General features: G+C 72.6%; 16 protein-coding genes and 1 pseudogene. 9 read left to right on the top strand and 8 right to left on the bottom strand.

Features of this window, described 5'->3' with window-relative positions:
- Positions 1 to 463: 463 nt before the first annotated feature.
- On the bottom strand, positions 464 to 1,504 hold the full coding sequence (locus ACZ55A_RS32550; protein WP_468847782.1) for a LacI family DNA-binding transcriptional regulator: 1,041 nt from the start codon (positions 1,502 to 1,504) through the stop codon (positions 464 to 466).
- Between the two features lie 141 nt (positions 1,505 to 1,645).
- Here ACZ55A_RS32550 and ACZ55A_RS32555 point away from each other — a divergent pair, with 141 nt between their 5' ends.
- Positions 1,646 to 2,602, top strand: coding sequence for an ROK family protein (locus tag ACZ55A_RS32555; RefSeq protein ID WP_468847785.1), 957 nt, complete (start codon positions 1,646 to 1,648; stop codon positions 2,600 to 2,602).
- Positions 2,603 to 2,999: 397 nt separating this feature from the next.
- A complete protein-coding gene (locus tag ACZ55A_RS32560) occupies positions 3,000 to 4,994 on the top strand; it encodes a serine/threonine-protein kinase (RefSeq protein ID WP_468847945.1) in 1,995 nt (664 codons plus the stop codon).
- Positions 4,995 to 5,103: 109 nt separating this feature from the next.
- Here the strand turns inward: ACZ55A_RS32560 and ACZ55A_RS32565 are convergent, their stop codons facing one another.
- Positions 5,104 to 7,200, bottom strand: coding sequence for an NPCBM/NEW2 domain-containing protein (locus ACZ55A_RS32565; protein WP_468847788.1), 2,097 nt, complete (start codon positions 7,198 to 7,200; stop codon positions 5,104 to 5,106).
- Between the two features lie 227 nt (positions 7,201 to 7,427).
- A complete protein-coding gene (locus ACZ55A_RS32570; RefSeq protein WP_468847958.1) occupies positions 7,428 to 7,655 on the bottom strand; it encodes a hypothetical protein in 228 nt (75 codons plus the stop codon).
- Between the two features lie 107 nt (positions 7,656 to 7,762).
- Between ACZ55A_RS32570 and ACZ55A_RS32575 the strand changes: the two are divergent.
- Both ACZ55A_RS32575 and ACZ55A_RS32580 read left to right on the top strand, forming a co-directional pair.
- A pseudogene (locus ACZ55A_RS32575) lies at positions 7,763 to 7,987 on the top strand (carbohydrate ABC transporter permease); the annotation flags it as partial.
- Positions 7,988 to 8,382: 395 nt separating this feature from the next.
- The gene (locus tag ACZ55A_RS32580) at positions 8,383 to 9,414 is read left to right on the top strand and encodes an NUDIX hydrolase (protein ID WP_468847790.1); all 1,032 of its coding nucleotides are present in this window, start codon (positions 8,383 to 8,385) and stop codon (positions 9,412 to 9,414) included.
- Positions 9,415 to 9,969: 555 nt separating this feature from the next.
- On the opposite strand, the gene ACZ55A_RS32585 is transcribed toward ACZ55A_RS32580, so the two are convergent.
- The gene (locus ACZ55A_RS32585) at positions 9,970 to 11,331 is read right to left on the bottom strand and encodes a M20/M25/M40 family metallo-hydrolase (protein WP_468847793.1); all 1,362 of its coding nucleotides are present in this window, start codon (positions 11,329 to 11,331) and stop codon (positions 9,970 to 9,972) included.
- 161 nt (positions 11,332 to 11,492) lie between these two features.
- On the opposite strand from ACZ55A_RS32585, the gene ACZ55A_RS32590 reads away from it, so the two are divergent.
- Positions 11,493 to 12,716: a geranylgeranyl reductase family protein gene (locus ACZ55A_RS32590; RefSeq protein WP_468847796.1), complete on the top strand. Its 1,224-nt coding sequence runs from the start codon at positions 11,493 to 11,495 to the stop codon at positions 12,714 to 12,716.
- A gap of 837 nt (positions 12,717 to 13,553) precedes the next feature.
- Here ACZ55A_RS32590 and ACZ55A_RS32595 read toward each other — a convergent pair.
- A complete protein-coding gene (locus tag ACZ55A_RS32595) occupies positions 13,554 to 13,994 on the bottom strand; it encodes a nitroreductase family deazaflavin-dependent oxidoreductase (protein WP_468847798.1) in 441 nt (146 codons plus the stop codon).
- A 165-nt stretch (positions 13,995 to 14,159) separates the two neighbouring features.
- On the opposite strand from ACZ55A_RS32595, the gene ACZ55A_RS32600 reads away from it, so the two are divergent.
- The 3 genes from ACZ55A_RS32600 to ACZ55A_RS32610 all read left to right on the top strand — a co-directional run bounded on the left by ACZ55A_RS32600 (position 14,160) and on the right by ACZ55A_RS32610 (position 17,197).
- The gene (locus ACZ55A_RS32600; RefSeq protein ID WP_468847801.1) at positions 14,160 to 14,870 is read left to right on the top strand and encodes a TetR/AcrR family transcriptional regulator; all 711 of its coding nucleotides are present in this window, start codon (positions 14,160 to 14,162) and stop codon (positions 14,868 to 14,870) included.
- Between the two features lie 213 nt (positions 14,871 to 15,083).
- Entirely contained in the window at positions 15,084 to 16,535 is a 1,452-nt protein-coding gene (locus ACZ55A_RS32605) for a sensor histidine kinase (RefSeq protein ID WP_468847804.1), read from the top strand.
- Complete coding sequence (locus ACZ55A_RS32610; protein WP_468847807.1) at positions 16,532 to 17,197, top strand: response regulator transcription factor; 666 nt, start codon at positions 16,532 to 16,534, stop codon at positions 17,195 to 17,197. The genes ACZ55A_RS32605 and ACZ55A_RS32610 overlap by 4 nt, the downstream gene beginning before the upstream one ends.
- On the opposite strand, the gene ACZ55A_RS32615 is transcribed toward ACZ55A_RS32610, so the two are convergent.
- From ACZ55A_RS32615 to ACZ55A_RS32625, 3 genes are all read right to left on the bottom strand, one after another.
- A complete protein-coding gene (locus ACZ55A_RS32615) occupies positions 17,158 to 17,469 on the bottom strand; it encodes a DUF6332 family protein (RefSeq protein WP_468847809.1) in 312 nt (103 codons plus the stop codon). The genes ACZ55A_RS32610 and ACZ55A_RS32615 overlap by 40 nt on opposite strands.
- A 58-nt stretch (positions 17,470 to 17,527) precedes the next feature.
- The gene (locus ACZ55A_RS32620; RefSeq protein WP_468847811.1) at positions 17,528 to 18,298 is read right to left on the bottom strand and encodes a maleylpyruvate isomerase family mycothiol-dependent enzyme; all 771 of its coding nucleotides are present in this window, start codon (positions 18,296 to 18,298) and stop codon (positions 17,528 to 17,530) included.
- Positions 18,299 to 18,530: 232 nt separating this feature from the next.
- Positions 18,531 to 19,778 carry an MFS transporter gene (locus tag ACZ55A_RS32625; protein ID WP_468847813.1) on the bottom strand — a complete coding sequence of 416 codons (1,248 nt, stop codon included), beginning with the start codon at positions 19,776 to 19,778 and terminating at the stop codon, positions 18,531 to 18,533.
- Positions 19,779 to 19,795: 17 nt separating this feature from the next.
- On the opposite strand from ACZ55A_RS32625, the gene ACZ55A_RS32630 reads away from it, so the two are divergent.
- On the top strand, positions 19,796 to 21,016 hold the full coding sequence (locus tag ACZ55A_RS32630; protein WP_468847816.1) for an ROK family protein: 1,221 nt from the start codon (positions 19,796 to 19,798) through the stop codon (positions 21,014 to 21,016).
- Positions 21,017 to 21,054: the final 38 nt, after the last annotated feature.

Here is a 21,054-nt window from a genome sequence, read left to right on the forward strand (position 1 = left end):
GGCTGCGGAATGGCTTCTTCCGCCCCGGCTCGTCCCAGCCCGGGGCCACCCGCACGCCGTCCAGCCCGCACCCAGGTCGCGCTCGCCACCCAACCCTCATACGAGTCGCGCGCAACCCCGCCCCGAGCCCCGCACTCCGGCCTCACACCCCGGACCGTCCGCACCCGGACCGACCGCACCCCGGCCTCCCACCCCCGGGCGCACCCACCTCGCCGCGCCCCGGAGCCCGATGCCGTCCGTGGTGCCGCGGCGTTGTCAGTGGCTCGTGCGAGCATGGCTGTGGGTTGGTTCAGGACCACGGCGGGGGGAGCCGATGAGGTCGGGATGGGGAGCAGCAGCAGGGCAGTTGACGGTGCGTCGGTCGACTGCTCGGCCAGGTGCGCGCGGTACGGGGAGTAGGGGCGGCGGCGTCCTCCGCCGTGCGACCCGGCTGGTGGGCCGGCTGGTGGGCCGGGCCGTTCGGTCAGTCCTCGGCGGGGGGGATTTCGCCGGAGCCGCGGGGGATCAGGCGGGTGGGGATCTCCGTGCACCGCGGCGGGTCGGCGATGCCGTCGAGGCGGCGGAAGAGCAGACCGGCGGCCGTACGGCCCATATGGGCCGGGTCCTGGGCGACGACGGTGATCGCGGGCCGGATGAGATCGGCCAGTTCGAAGTCGTCGAAGCCGACGAGCGCCACCGGGCGCGGGCGTTCGCCCAGGACGCGTACGGCGGTGACGGTGACGCGGTTGTTGCCCGCGAAGAGCGCCGTGACCGGCTCCGGGGCGTCGAGCATGGCGGTGGCGGCGGAGCGTACCCGGTCGGGCGCGGTGGAGCCGAGCGACACCCAGGCGTCGTCAACGGGCAGACCGGCGGCGGCCATTGCGGTGCGATAGCCACGCAGCCGCTCCCGGGCGGTGTGGATCCGTGGTTGGTCGCCGATGAAGCCGATCCGGCGGTGGCCGTGCGCGATGAGGTGGGCCACCGCGTCCTGGGCGCCGCCGAAGTTGTCGGAGAGCACGACATCCGCGTCGATCCGGCCTGCCGGGCGGTCCACGAACACGGTGGCTATCCCGGCCGCGATCTCCGGCTCCAGATACCGGTGGTCGTCGGCGGCCGGGATGATCACCAGGCCGTCCACCCGCCGTGCGCAGAGCGCGAGCACCAACTCCTGCTCGCGGTCCGGGTCCTCGGCGCTGGAGCCGTTGATCAGCAGCGCGCCATGGCTGCGGGCGACCTCCTCCACGGCGCGGTTGAGCGGACCGTAGAAGGGGTCGGCGAGATCTTCGAGTACGAGGCCGATGCTGGCCGTTCGGCCCTTGCGCAGGATCCGGGCGGAGTCGTTTCGGCGGAACCCGAGGGCGGTGATGGCTTCCTGGACGCGACGTTCGGTGTCCGGGGTGACGCCGGGTTCGCCGTTGACCACCCGGGAGACCGTCTTGAGACCGACCCCGGCGCGCGCCGCCACGTCCTTCATCGTGGGCCGGGTGCCATAGCGGCGGGACGTGCCTCGGGCAGTGTCGGTCACGGGTGCGGCCCTGTTTCTCTCGGCGTCGAGGTGTGGCGTCGAGCATAGCCTCTAGACAACGTTGTCAATCGCAGGAAGACTGGCGTTCTCACGCCGGGCCGGGCGCCCCGGCCCCCGGGCCCACCAGGAGATTCCACACCGATGCAGACGGACCTCAGCGCAGCGCTGGACATTGGCGGCACCAAGATCGCCGGCGCTCTGGTGGACGCACACGGCAGACTGCTCGTACGGGCCGCCCGGCCCACGCCCGCCGACCAGGACGGGGCGACGGTGATGCGCGCGGTGGCCGAGGTGGTCCGGGAGCTGGCCGCGGGGCCGTACTGGGCGCGGGTGGCGGCGGTCGGTATCGGCAGCGCGGGCCCGGTGGACGCGAAGGCCGGCACGGTCAGCCCCGTGAACATCCCCGGCTGGCGCGACTTCCCCCTGGTTGCCGGAGTGCGGGCGCTGGTCGGCGAGCGCCCGGTCGTGCTGGTCGGCGACGGTGTGGCGATGACCGCGGCCGAGCACTGGCAGGGTGCCGCACGCGGCCATGCCAATGCGCTGTGCATGGTGGTCTCCACGGGGGTGGGTGGGGGGCTGGTCCTCAACGGGCGGCTGCATCCCGGCCCCACGGGTAACGCCGGGCACATCGGCCACATCAGCGTCGACCTCGACGGTGACGCCTGCCCGTGCGGGGCCCGTGGCTGTGTCGAGGGGATCGCCAGCGGCCCCAATATCGCCCGCCGGGCGCTGGCCAACGGATGGCGACCGGGTCCCGACGGGGACGTCAGCGCCGCCGCCGTCGCCGCCTCCGCCCGTGCCGGTGACACGGTCGCCCTGCGCTCCTTCGAGCGAGCCGCCCAGGCGCTGGCCGCCGGGATCGCCGCCACCGCCACCCTCGTCGAGATCGATATCGCGGTGATCGGCGGGGGAGTCGCGGGCGCCGGGGACATCCTCTTCGCCCCGTTGCGCGCGGCGTTGAGGGAGTACGCGACGCTGTCGTTCGTCTCGGGCCTGACCGTCGTCCCCGCCCAAATGGGCACGGACGCCGGTGTGGTGGGCGCGGCCGCGGCCGCCGCGCAACAGTCCCGTCTCGATGCCTTCGTCCCTGCCCCCTGACACCACTGCGTGCCCCCGCGCGCCCCTTAGTCTGTTGCCGACCGCGACGCACGCCAACGCACGCAGACGTACGCAGGCGTACGGCGAGGTACGACGTCCTACGTCGGTGTGCGGGGTTGTACGGCGTGTGCGGAGTCCTGCGCCGCCGTGCGGGCGGTGTGCAGGACGTGAGCGGCATACGGCATACGGCATACGCGTACGAATGCGCATACGCCTAGGCATACGGGCAGAGTTACGGGCATCGAGGGGATCGGCGACGGTGACACCGGGGGAGCGCGAGCAGCACGGGGCGGACGAGGCATCCGGGGCGGACGCGGTATCCGACGCGAACGAGGCGGACGAGGCGGACGAGGCGGACGAGGCGGACGAGGCGACCGGTGTCAACGATGGCGGTGGGATGGACGGTGCGCCCCGGAGCGGTAGCGACGCCGAGCTGACCGGGCGCGTACTCGGCGGCCGGTACCGCGTGACCGGCCGGATCGGGCGTGGCGGCATGGGCGTGGTCTGCCGTGCGGTCGACGAGGTGCTGGGCCGCGAGGTCGCGGTCAAGGTCCTGCGGTCCTACACCGATGCCTCCGCCCCCGAACTGGCCGATCTGCGCACCCGTATGCAGCGTGAGGCACGGGCCGCGGCCCGTATCCGGCACTCCGGCGTGGTCACCGTCCATGACGTCATCGACGAGGACGGCCGGCCGGTCATCGTCATGGAGCTGGTGGACGGTCCGTCGCTGGACGAAGCCGTAGAGCAGCAGGGCTCCTTCGAGCCCCGGGAGATCGCACGGATCGGCGCCCAGGTGATGGACGCGCTGGATGCCGCGCACCAAGCGGGTGTGCTGCACCGCGATGTGAAGCCGGGCAATGTGCTGCTGGAGGGTTGGGGGCGCCGCCCAGGCCGTTCAGGTCCTGGGGGCGGCCGGGTGGTGCTCACGGACTTCGGTATCGCCAGCATCGAGGCCCCGGGCGACGGCGCGACCACCCACCTCACCCGCAGCGGTGAACTGGTCGGCTCGCTCGACTACTTGCCGCCCGAGCGGGCCCAGGGCCAGGACCCCACCCCGGCCTCGGACATCTGGTCGCTGGGCATGACGCTGTATGCGGCGGTCGAGGGCGGCGGTGCGCCGTTCCGCCGTACGTCGGTGTGGTCGACGCTTACCGCCATCGTCACCGAGGCGCTGCCCGAGCCCCGGCGGGCCGGGCCGCTCACCCCCGTACTGCACGCCCTGATGGCCAAGAACCCCGCCGACCGGCCGTCCGCGGCCGAAGCCCGGAGCATGCTGGAGGCGGTGGCCGAGGGCCGCGAACCCACGCCGGTGTCCAGCGCGCCGCAGCTGCCCACGGCGACGGATCTCACCGCGCTCGCGCCACCGCCTCCGCCTCCGCCGCAGGAACTCGGGCCGCACGCACCGACGTCGACCGGCCCGGCGCCGCGGCCGGCCCCCGCGCCACAGCCCGCCCCTGCGCAGCACGCCGGGCCCGTGCCGCAGCCCCCGGCCCCCTCCCCGCAGCAGGCCCCGGGTTTCTCGTACACCAGCCCAGGCCCGGCGTACGACCCGCCCGGTGTGATGGCCGGTCCGCCCGTCGGCGCCACGGGGGCCCACCCCTCCCCGGGCCCGGCCGGGCGGGAGACCGAGCGGCTGCCCGCCCGTGGGCGCCGTCGTGTCGTGCTCGCCGTTGCGGCCGTACTCGCCGTGCTCGCGGCCGGCGGCGGGGTGACGTACGCGCTGGTCGGCGGGGGACCGGGCGATACGGTCGCGAACGGTGGCCACCGGTCGGCGCCCCCGGACGGGGCGTCCGGCGGGCCGGGATCGCTGAGCGCGTCCGGCGGCAACGCAGACGGCAAGGAGAAGGGTGAGGCCCGGGGGAAGGGCGCAGACGGCGGGAAGAGTACGCCGTCCGCCTCGGGTCAGCCCGCGGACGGCGGGAAGCCCAAGGATTCCAAGCCCGGTGCTGCGGGCGGGAGTTCGGGCGAGCAGAGCGACGGGGGCGCGGACGACGGCGGGGGCGGCACCGACGGCGGCAGTGGCTCGGACGGCTCCGACGGCGATGCGTCCGATGGGTCCGGCGGTGGCGGCGCCACCGGTGGCAGCAACGGTGAGCCGACGCCGGCCCCGTCCTCGTGCGTGTCCATCGGCGGCGGTAAGACCAATTGCGACGTCTGGCGCACCGCGAACTCGTACACCGAGTCCTTCCAGCAGGTCGGCACGCTGAACATGGGGACCAACTACTTCTACTGCCAGGCGAAGCTGGGCCGCCGCGAGACGTACGGGAAGTGGACGAACGTCTGGTGGGCCAAGACCGATGACGACAGCGGCAATGCGGGCGTCTACGTCAGTGTGGTCTACCTCAAGGGCGGGGCGAACGACCAGCCGGTCCCCGGGCTGCCCACCTGCTGAGCGCCGGGTGGCTCCCGCCACCCGGTGTCCCGAAGCCGGTGGCGGGTGGCTCGCGAGCCCGCCCGCCACCCACGCTTTCGCCCAACTCCCTTATCAGCAAACTCCCTTATCAGCAGCTGAACTTGGCGTCGCCCCAGTCGGCGTGGTCGTGGTCGATGCCGTCCCCGCCGTCGGTCACGACGAGGCGCACGGTCTCCGCCCCGGCGACCGGTGCGCTGACCGCTCTGGCGGCATCCGCGCCGGTCAGCGTGCCGGTCCGGGCGACGCGGCGGCCGTCCGCCCATACCTCGAATCCCGCCGAGCCCTTGTCGCCGGACTCGTCGTCGATCCCCACCTGGGCGCTGAACACGGCGCAGCGCCCACCGGTGTAGAAGCTGACCTCACTGGCCGCGTGGACGCCCAGGCCCTTGGCGAAGCCGGTGCGGCCGACGCTCAGCGGCCCGCCGTCACCGGCATCGCTCTCCCCGACGCTGGTGTTCTTCTCCACCGGGCCCCAGCCGTTGGCGGCGGTCAGCCAGGGCAGCTCGGCGGCGTACGCGGTTCCGGACGGGGGCGGTACCACGACATGGGCCGCACCGGGGAGGGTGGCGGAGGTCCGCGCGCCGCTCGCCGAGCGGTAGCCGGCGGTGAGCGGCAGCGCATACGTGCCGGGCGCGGTGCCGGGAGGTGCGGTGAGCTGCCACCTGGTGGTGAGCGCCTCGCCGCCGGGCAGCGCGCGGGAGGTCGCGGGGGAGAGGGACTTGATCCGCCAGCCCTGCGGGGCCTTGAGCGTCACCGTGAGGTTCCGGGCGGGGGTGCCGCCGAGGTTGCGTACGGTGGAGCGCAGGGCGGCCGGGGTGCCGGCCTCGACCAGTGGCGTCCGGTCGGTGCCGGTCTCGACGGCCGGCGGGTAGCTCGCCCAGCGCCGGTCGGCGGTGACCCGGTAGACGGTGGTGCCGTGGGCCGGCACGGTCGCGGAGACGGTACCGGTGGTGTGGGTGTCGCGGTGCTGCCACAGATCGCGCAGCCGGTAGCCGTCGGCCCGCGGAAGGCCTACGTCCTTGGCGGTGGTGGAGATCCGCTGCGGCTGGTCGGTCTCGTTGAACAGCGCTACCGCGCGGGAGCCGTCCGCCAGTTGCTTGACCAGGGTCCAGCGGCCGGACTCGGACTTCAGCACGGTGGCCTGCTTGCCGAGGGTGTCCTGGTCGAGCGCGATGATGTCCTTGTTGGACAGGATCTCGAAGGTCTCCGGCGTCGCCTTGCGCAGATCGGAGCCGATCAGCAGGGGCGCGGACATCATCGACCACAGGGAGAAGTGGCTGCGGTACTCGGTGTCGGTCATCCCGCCGTTGCCGACCTCCAGCATGTCCGGGTCGTTCCAGCGCCCGGGCCCGGCGTACGGCGCCAGCGGCAGATTCCGCTTGGCGATGTCGAGCATGCTCGACCAGGAATCACTGATGTCGCCGGTGGTCCGCCACAGATGTCCTACGTCCGACGCCCACTCCCAGGGCTTGTTCTCGCCCCATTCGCAGATGCTGTAGACGATGGGCCGGCCGGTGGCCTTCAGCGCGTCCCGCATGGTGCGGTACCGCTGCTGGGCGTCCACGCCGAGGTTATTGCAGTTGTCGTACTTGAGGTAGTCCACGCCCCAGTCGGCGAACTGCTGGGCGTCGGACCGTTCATGGCCCAGCCCGCCGGGAAATCCGGCCGGGTTGCAGGTCTTGATGCCGGCGCTCGTATAGATGCCGAACTTCAGGCCCTTGGCGTGGACATAGTCGGCGACGGCTTTGATGCCGTGCGGGAAGCGCTGGGGATCCGGTACGAGCTTGCCGTTCCCGTCGCGCGTGGGCAGTGCCCAGCAGTCGTCGAGATTGACGTACTGATAGCCGGCGTCCTTGAGGCCCTTGGCGACGAAGAGATCGGCGATGCCTTTGACCATGTCCTCGTTGAACTCCGCCCGGCACTGGGTGGAGTTCCAGTTGTTGAAGCCCATGGGGGGCGTCTTGGCGAGCTCGTCGGGAAGGCGTGGTGCGGCGGTGGCGCGGGTGGTACCGGTGGCACCGGTAGTGCGGGCGGCGTCGGCGGGGCCCGGGGGACGCGGCGAACCGGCCGCGGCGGCCGCGGCGGGTGGAGCGGTCAGCCCTGCGGTACCCAGCAGTGTGACCAGCAGCGCTCCGACGATTCTTCGGTGCCCTCGCCGGTGGATGGGGCGGATGTGAACGCGCATGGTTCGCGTCCTCCGTCTTCGTGAGAGGCGTGGTGGGGGCGTGTACCTGTCACTGGCGAGTGTTTACGGTAGGGCTTGTTGGAGTCTGTTGGAAGAGGAGCGGTGGCTGTTCCTCGTTCGCGTGCCAAATCCCTGGGCGCGCCCCGCTGTTCGGAGTGAGATCCCGCCGCTACGCGTTCGGTTCTGTTTGGTTCCCCTGGAGGGAGGGGTCATGGCCCGGGCGACATTCAGCGACTCAACGGGCGTACGGGGAGCGGTGGCAGGATGTCGGACGTCGGATGTCCCGCCGGACGCTGCGCCCTCTCACCCCTGCTCGCCGCATGCGGCGGCGGGCCCAGCGGGGCCATGGTGGGTTCCAACGCCTCGGACGCCGTGCCGAAGAGGGCCTTCGCGGCGGCCTTCATCGCAGCCTTCACGGCGTACGAGAAGAAGTCCAGGAAGACCGTGCGGATCAATACCGTCCCTCACGAGAACTTCCAGGAGGACATCAACTGCAATCCTCGTTCAGAAGGCCCGCTCGCCGATATCAGTAACCTCCGGCGGGACTTCGACGGTTTCTCCCCTGGCGTCCTTTGTGGCCTTCGCCGTAACCCGGCCGCCAATCCGCAACGGAATCCTGCTGCCCCAGCAGGTGATCGTCACCCCGCTCCACGTGCTGTTCCACAGGATTCCGCAGCCGTCACCGCCGCGCAGATCGCCTGCCAACTCGGTTTCTGCATCTTCGTCCTGGCCAATTTCCATACGCACTCTGCCGCGCGAAATCCTGGAGGTTGCGATCGTCGACGGGCGGGCGTACGGCCGTCGCCGGCCTGCCCCCGGGAGGCGAGCAAGGGACAGCCCGGCGCGCCCTCAACCGAGCCCTGGCCGCACGAAGCGCCGCCGTCATATGCGGAATCCGACATGCCGACGCGGGTGCGGGTGCCCGTATGCAGGTGAGTGTTTCGGTACTGGAGGGGCTGGGGAGCGCTTGTTTGCCGGGCACTTCGCGGCGGGGGTGCGAGACCGGCATCCTCCGCGCGATGCATTTCACGATCGGCTCGTCCCTGGGTACGGGAAACCTCCCTGGCCGGGCCGGTCGTCGAATGGGCAACGTTCCCGGTCTACGCGCGGCCCGTGGCCCCGAGCGTTTCCGTGGCAGGGTGTGGCGGGCAACTCACCTGGGTCTAGGGAAGAGGGGAAACCGTGATCGTCTGGCTGAACGGCACGTTCGGTGCGGGCAAGACCACTGCGGCTCATGAATTGCTCGAGCTGCTTCCCGGGAGCACGCTCTACGACCCCGAACTCCTCGGCAGCGGACTGCGGTTGATGCTGCCGGCCAAGCGGTTCCAGGAGATCGACGACTATCAGGACCTGCCGTCCTGGCGGCGGATGGTCGTGGACACCGCCGCGGCGCTGCTCACCGAGGTTCCCGGCCCGCTGGTGACGCCGATGACGCTGCTGCGCCAGGAGTACCGCGATGAGATCTTCGGCTCCCTCGCCGCCCGCCGGATACCCGTGCGCCATGTCCTGCTGCACGCAGAGGAAACGATCCTTCGGCAGCGTATAGCCCACCGTGCGGAGACCCCCGGGGACGACGGGACCAACGCCTCCATCCGCCGCTGGAGCCTGGAACACCTCGGGCCCTACGCCGACGCACTGTCCTGGCTCACGGATGACGCCCATGTCGTCGACACCAGCCGGCTCACGCCCCGGCAGACCGCCGAGCAGGTCGTCGAGGCGCTGCGCACCGGCGCCGGCGCCTGCGACATCGTGCAGACCCCCGAACCGACCGCCGAGACCCTGGCGGCCGGCGTCCTGCTCTTCGACGACCAGGACCGGGTGCTGCTCGTCGACCCCACCTACAAGGCCGGCTGGGAGTTCCCCGGCGGCGTCGTCGAACGCGGTGAAGCGCCCGCCCGCGCCGGCGTACGCGAGGTCGCCGAGGAGCTGGGCATCGAACTGCCGCGCCCGCTCCGGCTGCTGGTACTGGACTGGGAAGCCCCCCAACCGCCCGGCTTCGGCGGCCTCCGACTGCTCTACGACGGAGGCACCCTGACCGACGACCGGATCGGCAAGCTGCTGCTGCCCGGCGCCGAACTGCGCGAATGGCGCTTCGTCACCGAGGCCGAAGCGGAGAAGATGCTGCCGCCGGTGCGCTGGAACCGGCTGCACTGGGCGCTTCGCGCCCGCGAACGCGGGTGTCCGTTGCACTTGGAGGCGGGCGTTCCGCTCTAGGTTTGGGCCTTCCCACGTTGTCGGCTGCGGCGCCGTGGTGGCTTGTCGCCGTTGCGCCCCTCCGCTGCGCTTTGCCTCGGCCCACGTTTTCGGCTGTCCCGCCGTGTGGGCTGTTCGCCGTTGCGCCTGGCGGCGGGCGTTGTTTGTCGGGTGCGGTGCCGCTCCTCCGGACTTCGTCCTGCGGCGCGGCCCCTCCCGTGGGTGGGTGGAAGAGGCCGGTGGGGGTGGGCGTTGAGCGTCCGGTGGCCGGTTACTGGGTCCCCATAGCGTGCACCGGCCCACTTGCGTGTACCCCCACCGGTCTTTTTCCTCCCCTCAACGGGAGGGGGCGGGCCGGAGGGGCAGGGTTTCCGGACGTAAAGCGAAGCAGTCCGGAAACCCTGCCCCGGAGGACCGTCACCGCACCCGACAGCCCCGCGCAGCGGCACCGCCCGCCGCAGGCGTCACGGCGGGAAAGCCAACCACGTGGGCCGAGGCAAAGCGCAGCGGACGGGCCCGCCGCAGGCGCAACGGCGAGACACCACCACGGCGGGAAAGCCAAAAACGTGGGGACGACTAGCTTCGGCTCAGCGCGTAGCCCCGCAGGAACAGCGCCTCCGCCAGCGACAGTCGCTCCAGTTCCTGCGGCGACACGCTCTCGTTGACCGCGTGGATCTGTGCCTCCGGCTCGCTCAGGCCGATCAGCAGGATCTCCGCGTCCGGATAGAGGCCGGCCAGGGTGTTGCAGAGCGGGATCGAGCCGCCCATACCGGACGTCTGCATCTCCTCGCCGTCGTACGCCTCCCGCAGTGCCGCCGCCATCGACGCATACGCCGGGCTGCTGGTGTCCGCGCGGAACGGCTGGCCCTGCCCGATCTGCTCGACCGAGACCCGTGCGCCCCACGGGGCGGCGCTCTTCAGATGCGCGGCCAGCAGCTTCGTCGCCGCCGCCGCGTCGGTGCCCGGCGGCACCCGCAGGCTCACCAGTGCCCGCGCGCCCGCCTGTACGGACGGGGTGGCGCCGACCACCGGCGGGCAGTCGATGCCCAGCACCGTCACCGCCGGCCGGGCCCAGATGCGGTCCGCGACCGAGCCGTTGCCGATCAGCTCGACACCGTCCAGGACCTTGGCGTCCTTGCGGAAGTCCTCCTCCGGATACTGGAGGCCCTCCCAGGTGGCGTCCGCGGCCAGCCCGTTGACCGTCGTCGAGCCGTCCTCGGCGCGCAGCGAGTCCAGGATCCGGATCAGCGCCGCCAGCGCATCGGGGGCCGCGCCGCCGAACTGGCCGGAGTGCAGATTGCCCTCCAGGGTGTCGACCTGGACGCGTACCAGGGTCATCCCGCGCAGCGTCGCGGTCACCGTCGGCAGCCCGACCCGGAAGTTACCGGTGTCCCCGATGACGATGGCGTCGGCCGTCAGCAGTTCCGGGTGCGCCTCGGCGTACCGCTCCAGGCCGCCGGTGCCCTGCTCCTCCGAACCCTCCACGATCACCTTGACGTTGACCGGTACCCCGCCGTGCTCCTTCAGCGCACGCAGCGCCGTCAGGTGCATGATCAGCCCGCCCTTGCAGTCCGCCGCGCCGCGGCCGTACCAGCGGCCGTCGCGCTCGGTCAGCTCGAACGGCGGGGAGACCCAGGCGGTCTCGTCCAGGGGCGGCTGTACGTCGTAGTGCGCGTACAGCAGCACCGTCGGGGCGCCGGCCGGGCCGGGCAGGAAGCCGTACACGGACTGGGTGCCGTCCGGGGTGTCCAGCAGCGCCACGTCCTGGAAACCGTCCGCGCGCAGGGCCTCGGCGATCCAGTTGGCGGCCGCCTCGCACTCGCTCTTGGGGAACTGGGCCGGATCGGCGACCGACTTGAAGGCCACCAGCTCGGTCAGCTCGGTCCTGGCGCGGGGCTGTAGTGCAGCGACGGTGTCCGCGAGCGGGCTGTCAGACATGGAACGCTCCTTGTGGGCGCGGCGTTGTGCAGTACGGCACGTCCGGGCCTCGTGAGCCGGACGGACCGGACGTACGGGCATCAGTGCTCCCGATCTTCCCACAGGCCCCTCGCACAACAGCGGCCCGTAGGATGCGGGCGGTACGCGCAGCCAGGCATCGAATGGGAGCAGAAGTACAGGTGAGCAGCGAGCAGGCGGCGGAGGACGAGCAGCAGGTGTGGGACGTCGTGGTGGTGGGCGCGGGGCCGGCGGGGGCCTCGGCCGCGCACGCCGCGGCGTGTACCGGACGGCGGGTGCTGCTCCTGGAGAAAGCGGACCTCCCGCGCTACAAGACCTGCGGCGGCGGGATCATCGGCCCCTCGCGCGATGCGCTGCCACCCGGCTTCGAACTGCCGCTGCGCGACCGGGTGCACGCCGTGACCTTCTCGCTCAACGGGCGGCTGACCCGCACCCGCCGTTCCAAGAACATGCTGTTCGGGCTGATCAACCGCCCCGAATTCGACGCCCGGCTGGTCGAGTCGGCCAAGGACGCGGGTGCCACCGTCCGCACCGGTGTGACGGTCTCGCGGGTGGAGCAGCACGGCGCGGAGGTCCCCGACCGGCGCACCGTCGCGGTGGTGCTGGGCGACGGTGAGGTGGTGCTGGCCCGTGCGGTGGTCGGTGCGGACGGCAGCGCGGGCCGTATAGGAGCACACGTCGGAGTGAAGCTCGACCAGGTCGACCTCGGCCTGGAGGCGGAGATCCCGGTTCCGGAACCGGTCGCCGAGGACTGGGCGGGCCGGGTGCTCATCGACTGGGGCCCGCTCCCGGGAAGTTACGGCTGGGTCTTCCCCAAGGGCGACACCCTCACCGTCGGCGTGATCTCCGCACGCGGCGAGGGCGCGGCGACCAAGCGCTACCTCGAGGACTTCATCGGACGGCTCGGCCTGGCCGGCTTCGAACCGAGCATCTCCTCCGGGCATCTGACGCGCTGCCGCACCGATGACTCGCCGCTGTCCCGTGGGCGGGTGCTGGTGTGCGGTGACGCGGCCGGTCTGCTGGAGCCGTGGACGCGGGAGGGCATCTCCTTCGCGCTGCGGTCCGGGCGGCTCGCGGGGGAGTGGGCGGTGCGGATCTCCGAGGCCCATGACGCCGTCGACGCCCGCCGCCAGGCCCTCAACTACGCCTTCGCCGTCAAGGCCGGCCTCGGTGTGGAGATGGGGGTGGGCCGCCGCATGCTCAAGGTCTTCTCCCGCCGCCCCGGCTTGCTGCACGCGGTACTTACCGGCTTCCGCCCCGCCTGGCACACCTTCGCGAAGATCACCCGCGGGACGACCACGCTCGGCGAGATGGTCCGCACGAGCGGCATGGCGCGTCGGGCGCTGGAGGCGATGGACCGGGGGTGAGGCCGGGCGTCCTGCTGGGCCGCATGGGCTCGCCGGGGCTGCGGCGAACTGCCGGACCTGACAGCTCTGTTGAACTCGTTGGGCTTGTTGGGCTCGTTGGTGTTGTTGGGCTTGGCGGGGCTTGCTTGTGGGGTTCGTCGGGCATGCTGGGGCCCCTGGGCTCGTTGAGCCCGTCGGGACTGTTAGGGCCCTTGGGCTCGTTGAGCTCGTCGGGACTCCTAGGGCCGTTGGGGCTGGTGGGTCTGCCTGACTGATGGGCCTGCCGGGTTTGCCGGGTTTGCGGGACCTGCTGGGTCTGTCGGGTCTGCCGGACCTGTCGTGCTCGTTGGGTTCGGTGGGTGCGCCGGGACTGCTGGGACCCGTGGGCTCGTCGGGACTGTCGGGCCCGCAGGGTTGTCGGTCCCGCCGGGCTGTCGAGCCCGCCAGGGCTTTCGGGCTTGCCTGACTGGCAGCCCCGCCGGGACTGCCGGGCCTGCCGGACGCCGGACTGTCAGACCCGCCCGATTGCCGGGCCTGCCGTCCGGTCGGACTCGCGCCGGGTCCCTCTGGCTCGCCGGGCCTCCGGCTCGTCGGCCCTGCCAGCTGTGTCGGCCCCACGGGTTCCGCCGGCTCCGCGGGTTCCGTCGGCCCCACGGGTTCCAGCCCCACGGGTTCCGCAGGCCCCACGGGTTCCGCAGGCCCCGCGGGACCGCCGGTCCGCGCGGCCCCCTCGGCCTCTGCCAGCCCCTCGGCCTCTGCCAGCCCACCGGCCCGTCAGCCTCTGCCAGCCCCTCTACCCGTCGGCCTCTGCCAGCCCCTCGGCCCGTCGGCCTCTGCCGGACCCCGGCCCCCGTCGGCTCAGGATTCGGTGATCCGGAAGACCGGGTGGCGGGGGGCCGCGGCGAGGAGTTCGGCGTCGGTGGAGGTGGCGGTGATGTCGCCGAAGTACGCCTTGACCTCCCAGCCCCAGCGTTCGAGGTAGGCACGCAGCAGGGGCGGGGTCTCGGTGGGCGGCAGTTCTACGGCGGTGAAGGGGCGGGTGCGGCGGCCGACGCGGAGTTCGCCGCCGCCCGCTGCGCGCATGTTGCGTACCCATTCGGAATTGCCGCGCGCCGAGACGAGGTAGCGGCCGTCTCCGTAGGTCATGGGGTTGACCGGGACGCGCCGCCAGGTGCCGCTCTTGCGGCCGCGGACGGCGAGATCGGCGGAGCCGGCGAGGCTGATACCGCGGCGGGCGAGCCAGCCGATGACGCCGTTGAGACGGGCGGCGAAGCGGCTGGGCTTGAGGTAGTGGGACATGGGGTGAACTCCTCGGCGTGGGTATAGCGCTCGCAAGGTGGAGCGCCGCTTCGTTTCGAGAGCACTGCTCTCGCTTATGAGCAGTGTGCACGCGATCGATGCGTCAAAGCAAGAGCACTGCTCTCGTTTTTGTGCGGTGCTCCGAAAAGTGGCACACTGCTCGCCATGACTGCGATCCGAGGGGCCAGGGAACGGGCCCGTAGCGAGATCACCGAGGCCATCAAGGCCGAGGCCCGCGCACAACTCGCCGCGGAGGGTGCCGCCAAGCTCTCTCTGCGCGCGGTGGCCCGCGAACTCGGTATGGCCTCCTCCGCGCTCTACCGGTACTTCCCCAGCCGCGACGAGCTGCTCACCGCGTTGATCGTCGACGCCTACAACGCGGTGGGCGAGGCCGCCGAGCGCGCCCGCGACGGACTCCGCGGCCCCGATGCCGCGCGCCCCGTCGCCCGGTGGAGCGCCATCTGCACGGGCGTACGCGACTGGGCGCTGGCGCACCCGCACGAGTACGCGCTGATCTACGGATCGCCCGTCCCGGGCTATAGCGCCCCGCAGGCCACCACGGAGCCCGCCGCCCGGGTCGGCCTCGCGCTGATCGGTGTTGTCCGCGACGCCCATGCCGCCGGTGCGCTGAAGGAGCCCGCGGAACCGCTGCCGGACCCGGTGGTGGCCGATGCGCTGGCGCTCGGCGCCGAGCTGGGGGTGGAGCTGCCGGGCGCCGTACTGGCACGGCTCGTCGGAGCCTGGGCGCAGCTCTTCGGGCTGCTCAGCTTCGAACTCTTCGGCCAGTTCAACCAGGTGATCGAGGCCCGCCGTGACTTCTTCGAGCAGGCGGTGCTGCAACTCGCCCGCAGCGTCGGCCTCAGCACCCCGCGCTGATCCGCCCCCGCTGGTCCCCCCGCTGATCGGTCCCCCGTGCTGATCCACACATGGTGCTGATCCGCCCCCCGGTTCGCGCGGCGCGCCGATCCGCGCACCGCGCCCGGCCCGTCACGCCGGCTGCCCGGCACCGTCCCGTACTCCCGCGGGAGTACGGCTGATCGCTGCACCTGGCGGACGTCGCCGCGCCCCGGTGCGGTCTAGCGTTACGGCATGGAGAACGCACGGCCGCCGTGGGCGCGGCGCTGCATCGGGCCGGCCTGGGAGCGTTGGCTGTCGGCCCCGTCCGACCGGCCCCGCGGCGGGTCCGGGCTGCGGCTGCCCTGGCTCTCGACGGTGGCCGTCACGGTCCTGGTGACGGTCGGCTCCGGCATCGCCGGCCACGGCCAGCCGGACCGCACCCCGCTGGATCCCTTCGGCCGTGCGCTCCTGATCGTCGGCGCCGCCCAGCTGCTCTTCCGGCACCGCTACCCGGCCGCGGTCGCGATCGGCACCGCCACGGCCGTCGCCGTGTACCTCGTGGCCGGCTATCCGTACGGCCCGGTGTTCCTCACCCTCGCGCTGGGCGCCTTCTCGGCGATCGTCGCCGGGCATCGCAAGGTCGCCTGGTGCGCGCTGGGCGGCGTGTGGGCCACCCATCTCCTGGTCGGCCACTGGCTCTACCGGTGGCTGCCGCCCGCGCACGACGGACCGGCCCCCTGGGACCAGGAAATCGTCGTCACCGTCTGGGTGGTGGCCGTGCTGGCGCTCTCCGAGCTGGTGCGGGTGCGCAGGGAGCAGCTGGCGAGGGCGCGGGCCGAGCGGGCCGCGGCGGAGCGCCGCCGGGCCGACGAGGAGCGGCTGCGGATCGCCCGCGAGCTGCACGACGTCCTGGCGCACAGCATCTCCGTCATCAATGTCCAGGCGGGCGTGGGCCTGGCGCTGCTCGACCACGACCCGGAGCAGGCGCGCACCGCCCTGACCACCATCAAGGCCGCGAGCAAGGAAGCGCTCGGGGAGGTGCGCCAGGTCCTGGACACCCTGCGTTCTCCGGGCGAGGCCCCGCGCTCCCCGGCCCCCGGCCTGGACCGGCTGCCCGAACTCACCGAACAGGCCAGGAGTGCGGGCCTGACCGTGGACGTCACCACCGAGGGCACCCCGGCCGCTCTGCCGCCCGGTACCGACCTCGCCGCCTTCCGCATCGTCCAGGAGGCGCTCACCAACATCGTCCGGCACTCCGGTTCGCGCACCGCCCGGGTGGTGCTGCGCCATACCCCCGCGGCGCTGGAGATCCAGGTCGACGACGACGGCCCGGCGACCTCCGGCACCGACGAGTTGACCGGCGGCGGCAACGGCCTGGCCGGGATGCGGGAGCGGGCCTCCGCGCTGGGCGGCACGGTCGAGGCGGGCCCCCGCCCCGACGGCGGCTTCCGCGTCCGGGCCCGCATCCCGCTGGCGAAAGCGAAAGCGGAAGCGGACTCGGAACCCGGAGCGGACACGGAAGCCGGGCCGAACACGGAAGCGGGAGCGGCCACCGAAGCCGGGCCGGAAGCGGAAGCGGAAGCGGAAGGGGGAGCGGCCATCCACGCCGGGGCGGACGCGCCGGGCCGGGGCTCCAGGGATGCGGACCGTGCCGGGGACGCGGATACGGTGGGCCCGGCCACCGTGACCGAGGAGGAGCCGTGATCCGGGTACTGCTCGCCGACGATCAGCTGCTGGTCCGGGCCGGGTTCAAGGCGCTGCTGGACGCCCAGCCCGATATCGAGGTGGTCGCCGAGGCGGCGGACGGCCGGCAGGCACTGGCCGCGGTCCGCGAACACCGCCCGGACGTCGTCCTGATGGACATCCGGATGCCGGTGGTGGACGGCCTGGTCGCCACCCGCCGGATCACCGAGGATCCGCAGCTGCCCGAGGTGAAGGTCGTCATGCTGACCACCTTCGAACTGGACGAGTACGTCTTCGAGGCGCTGCGCTCCGGCGCCTCCGGTTTCCTGGTCAAGGACACCGAACCGGAAGAGCTCGTACGGGCCGTGCGCGCGGTCGTCGTCGGCGATGCGCTGCTCTCACCCGGCGTCACCCGCCGTCTGATCGCCGAGTTCGCGGCCCGCTCCAAGGCGCCGGCCGCGGCCGATGCGCTGTCCCAACTGACCGAGCGGGAACGCGAGGTGATGGCCCTGGTCGGCATCGGCCTCTCCAACGAGGAGATCGCCCGCCGTCTGGTCGTCAGCCCGCTCACGGCCAAGACCCATGTCAGCCGTACGATGGTCAAACTCGGCGCCCGCGACCGCGCCCAACTGGTCGTCCTGGCCTATGAGTCGGGGCTGGTGCGGCCCGGCTGGCTGGGCTGAAACCACACGACCTCGCCGGTGTCCGGGCCGGTTCGCGCAGCAGCGGGCGGGCGCCGCAGCACCCGTACCACCTGCCGGACGAACAGCGCCCCGGCGACCAGGCCGCTCGCCGCGAGCCATGGTCCTCGCCAGGCCTCCGGCAGACCGGCCCACACCGCCGCACCGGCCGGCACCGCGAAGCCGAGCGCGCCCACAAAAGCCCCACTGACCAGCGCGAACACGATCTCGACGGTGAGGGCGTCGCGCTCGGCCTGCGTACGGGTGGGAGACATGCCGCCAGTATCCCGGCAACGGGCGCCCCCTGCCCCGTAATTGCGCCCCGATGCCGCCTCAGATGCCCGAGCGCTCCCGCCACAGCTCGGTCAGCGTCCGGTCGCCGGTGATCGTCATGGCGTCCCACGGCAGGCGGTTCCACAGGGCGAGGTACAGCTCCTCGGCCGGTCCCTCGATCGTGCAGTCCGCGGGCCGGCCGTTCTCCGGAGCGTCGGCGCCGGTATCTGTGACGGGCGTACGCACCGTCTGGGGCAGGGCGTCGGAGAGGTGGACGGTCCAGTCGGCGCCGGGGGAGTCCGTCGCGCGCACCCGCAGCGTGCGGGGCGCGTCCGTACGCAGCCGGCTGCGGTCGAGGGAGTGAATGCCGGTCAGAAGTTCATCGATACCGTCGGCGGCGAAGGCGGCGGGGAGGGGCGTGAGGGAGCTGCCGGCCGCCTGCTGGGCGTCGACGCGGTGCACGGACGTCTCATGGGCCTGACGACGGGCCCAGAACGCCAGCGGGGAGGGCGCGGAGAGGAACGTCCAGGCCGCCAGGTCCTCCGGGGCCGTGTGCAGCGCGAGCACGAGGTGGTGGTGGCCTTCGCGCAGCCACGCGAGGAGTTCGTCGTCGGCCAGGTCCGGTGCCTCCTGGGGGCGGACCGGCTGCTGGACACCCTGCGTCACGATCTCCGTCGCCCAGCGGTGGACCTTCCCGACATGGGTGACCAGGTCCCGCATCGTCCACTCGGGACACGCCGGAATCGAGGCGTCCAGGCCCGCCTCCCCGGCGGCGTCGGCGAGCAGGGCCCCGTCCAGTCGCAGCGTTTCGACGAACTCAGTGATCTGCATGGTCATGAGTGTGCCAGCCGCCACTGACAACCGGCCGCCGGGTCGGTCCCGCGCGCCGTGGCGGGCGAGGTGCCGTCCACGGTGCGCGGTCCGGTGCGCTCACCCGTGTACGCGGAACGGTATCCGCGCTGGTCGTACCCGTATCCGCGGCTGCCGTACCCGTATGCGTGCCGGTCGCATCCGTATCCGTATCCGTATCCGTACCGGCCGTACCCGTATCCGCGCCGGTCCTTCATGGCCGCCCGTCGTGGTGCGCCCCGCGGGTGGCATACGCGATACCGGCCGCGACCGCGGCGAGCAGGGCGACCGTCGTCAGTGCGACGGGCAGGGTGCAGGCCTCGGCGAGGAATCCGATGGCGGGCGGGCCGAGCAGCATGCCTCCGTAGCCGACCGTCGAGGCCACGGCGACACCGTGCGCGCCACCGCTCTCGCCGGCCCGGGCGATGGCGATCGGGAAGATGTTCGCGAGCCCCAGACCCGCGACGGCGAAGCCGAGACAGGCCGCCCAGGCGGTCGGGGCGAGCGCGCCGAGCAGCATCCCGGCGGCCGCCGTCGTACCGCCCGTGACCAGTGCCCTGGCCGGTCCGAAGCGCTGCACCACCGCGGTCCCGGTCAGCCGTCCGGCGGTCATCGCCAGCGCGAAGACCGCGTATCCGGCGGCGGCCAGGCCGGGCCCCGCGGACAGGTCCTGGGAGAGGTGCAGCGCGCCCCAGTCGGCCAGCGCCCCCTCCCCGTACGCGGTGCACAGGGCGATCAGCCCGAAGACGAGGACCAGGCGGCGTCCGCGCCCAGGGCGGGCGGTTCGGGAGTGGCCCTCCGTAGCGGGCATCCGCTCGGGCACGGCCGGCGCCGGATGCGTGTGCAGGGTGCGCCCCGCGACGGCCGTCGCGAGCAGGCCGATCGCGGCGAGCAGCGTCAGATGGACGGTGGCGGAGAGCCGGCCCGCGATCAGTCCGCCGAGCCCCGCGCCGAGCATGCCGCCGAGGCTGAAGGCGGCGTGGAAGCTCGGCATCACAGGCCGGCGCAGGGCGGCGATGAGATCGACGGCGGCGCTGTTCATCGCGACGTTGAGGGAGCCGTACGCGGCGCCGAAGACCAGCAGGACCAGCCCCAGTGCGGTCGCGGAGCGGGCGAGCGGCGGCAGCACGATGCTCAGCGAGAGCACGGCGGCGGAAGCGGTGGTCACGGCATGGCTGCCGAACTGCCGGCACAGCCGCCCGGTGATCATCATGAATGCGACCGCGCCCGCCGACACGCCGAGCAGGGCGAGCCCCAGGGCGCCCGCGCCGGCCCCGGTCTGTGCCTTGATGGCGGGGATACGGACGACCCATCCGGCGAAGAGGAAGCCGTCCATGGCGAAGAACGCCGTGACGGCGAGGCGGAGTCGGGTCAGATGGGGTGGGTTTAGGGGGGTTCGGTCGGTGGCGACGGAGCCGTGATCCCTCGTGAGGACCCTCCGTATTTTGTTTAGTGTCGGCACAAAGTCAGAATAGAGGTGTGACCCAGACTCGGACAACCAGGCTGGAGCGGGGCCGAAGCGCCCTCGGACCCGCACTGGAGCTCGTACACACCGGACGCGCACCCACCCGTGCGGTCCTGACCTCGGAACTCGGCGTGACCCGTGCGACCGCGGGCGCGGTGGCCGCCGAGCTCGAAGCGCTCGGCCTGATCACCGTCGACTCCCGGCCCACCGCCTCGGTCGGCTCCCAAGGACGCCCCTCCCACCGGCTCTTCATCGCCGAGAACGGCCCGGTCGTGCTGGCCGCGCAGATCCACGCCGACGGATACCGCGCCGCCCTGGTGGGACTCGGCGGCCGGATCGTGGCGACCGCGCCCGCCTGCGGCACCATCCCCGCCGACCCGGCGCACGTCCTCGCCGAGGTGGTCGAGGCCGGTGCCGCCCTGCTGCGCGAGACCGGCCGCCGCTGCCTGGGCGCGGGCCTCGCGGTCCCCTCCGCGGTCGCGGAACCGGACGGTGAGGCCCTCAATCCGCTGCACCTGGCCTGGCCTTCGGGCGCACCGGTCCGCGAACTCTTCCTGCGCTCGCTCACCGAGGCCGGCATCCCCGGCGCCACCGAAACGGTCGGCTTCACCGGCAACGACGTCAACCTCGGGGCGCTCGCCGAACACCGCCACGGCGCCGGCCGGGGCGCCCGCGACCTGCTCTGTGTGGCCTCAGGACACCGCGGCGTCGGCGGGGCGCTGGTGCTCGACGGGCGCCTGCACAGCGGCAGTTCGGGCCTGGCCCTGGAGGTCGGCCATCTGACCGTCAACCTCGAGGGCGCCCCCTGCCACTGCGGGAGCCGCGGCTGTCTGGACGTCGAGGCGGACCCGCTCGCCTTCCTCACCGCGGCAGGCCGCGAACCGGGCCCCGAGGTCTCGCTGCTCCAGCAGGCCGCCGACCTGCTCCGGGAGGAGTACGCGGATCCGGGCGTACGCGCCGCGGCCGATCTCCTCATCGACCGCCTCGGCCTCGGCATCGCCGGACTCGTCAACATCCTCAACCCCGACCGCATCATCCTCGGCGGGCTGCACCGCGCCCTGCTGGAGGCGGATCCGGAGCGGCTGCGTGCCGTGGTCGCCGACCGCAGTCTGTGGGGCCGTAGCGGCGGGGTGCCGATCCTGCCGTGCAGCCTCGACCACAACAGCCTGGTCGGCGCGGCGGAGCTGGCCTGGCAGCCGGTGCTGGACGATCCGTTGGTGGTTCTGGAGCGGTAGCGGTAGCCGGGGGGAGGGGCGAGGTGGGAGCCGGGCCG

The organism is Streptomyces sp. NPDC034111 (assembly GCF_055575375.1).

What these genes read in the sequence shown, in the direction of transcription:
- ACZ55A_RS32555 (WP_468847785.1), top strand. Translation starts at nt 1,646, where the DNA reads ATGCAGACGGACCTCAGCGCAGCGCTGGACATTGGCGGCACCAAGATC.
- ACZ55A_RS32560 (WP_468847945.1), top strand. Translation starts at nt 3,000, where the DNA reads ATGGACGGTGCGCCCCGGAGCGGTAGCGACGCCGAGCTGACCGGGCGC.
- ACZ55A_RS32565 (WP_468847788.1), bottom strand. Translation starts at nt 7,200, where the DNA reads ATGCGCGTTCACATCCGCCCCATCCACCGGCGAGGGCACCGAAGAATC.
- ACZ55A_RS32585 (WP_468847793.1), bottom strand. Translation starts at nt 11,331, where the DNA reads ATGTCTGACAGCCCGCTCGCGGACACCGTCGCTGCACTACAGCCCCGC.
- ACZ55A_RS32590 (WP_468847796.1), top strand. Translation starts at nt 11,493, where the DNA reads ATGGGAGCAGAAGTACAGGTGAGCAGCGAGCAGGCGGCGGAGGACGAG.
- ACZ55A_RS32595 (WP_468847798.1), bottom strand. Translation starts at nt 13,994, where the DNA reads ATGTCCCACTACCTCAAGCCCAGCCGCTTCGCCGCCCGTCTCAACGGC.
- ACZ55A_RS32600 (WP_468847801.1), top strand. Translation starts at nt 14,160, where the DNA reads ATGACTGCGATCCGAGGGGCCAGGGAACGGGCCCGTAGCGAGATCACC.
- ACZ55A_RS32605 (WP_468847804.1), top strand. Translation starts at nt 15,084, where the DNA reads ATGGAGAACGCACGGCCGCCGTGGGCGCGGCGCTGCATCGGGCCGGCC.
- ACZ55A_RS32615 (WP_468847809.1), bottom strand. Translation starts at nt 17,469, where the DNA reads ATGTCTCCCACCCGTACGCAGGCCGAGCGCGACGCCCTCACCGTCGAG.
- ACZ55A_RS32620 (WP_468847811.1), bottom strand. Translation starts at nt 18,298, where the DNA reads ATGCAGATCACTGAGTTCGTCGAAACGCTGCGACTGGACGGGGCCCTG.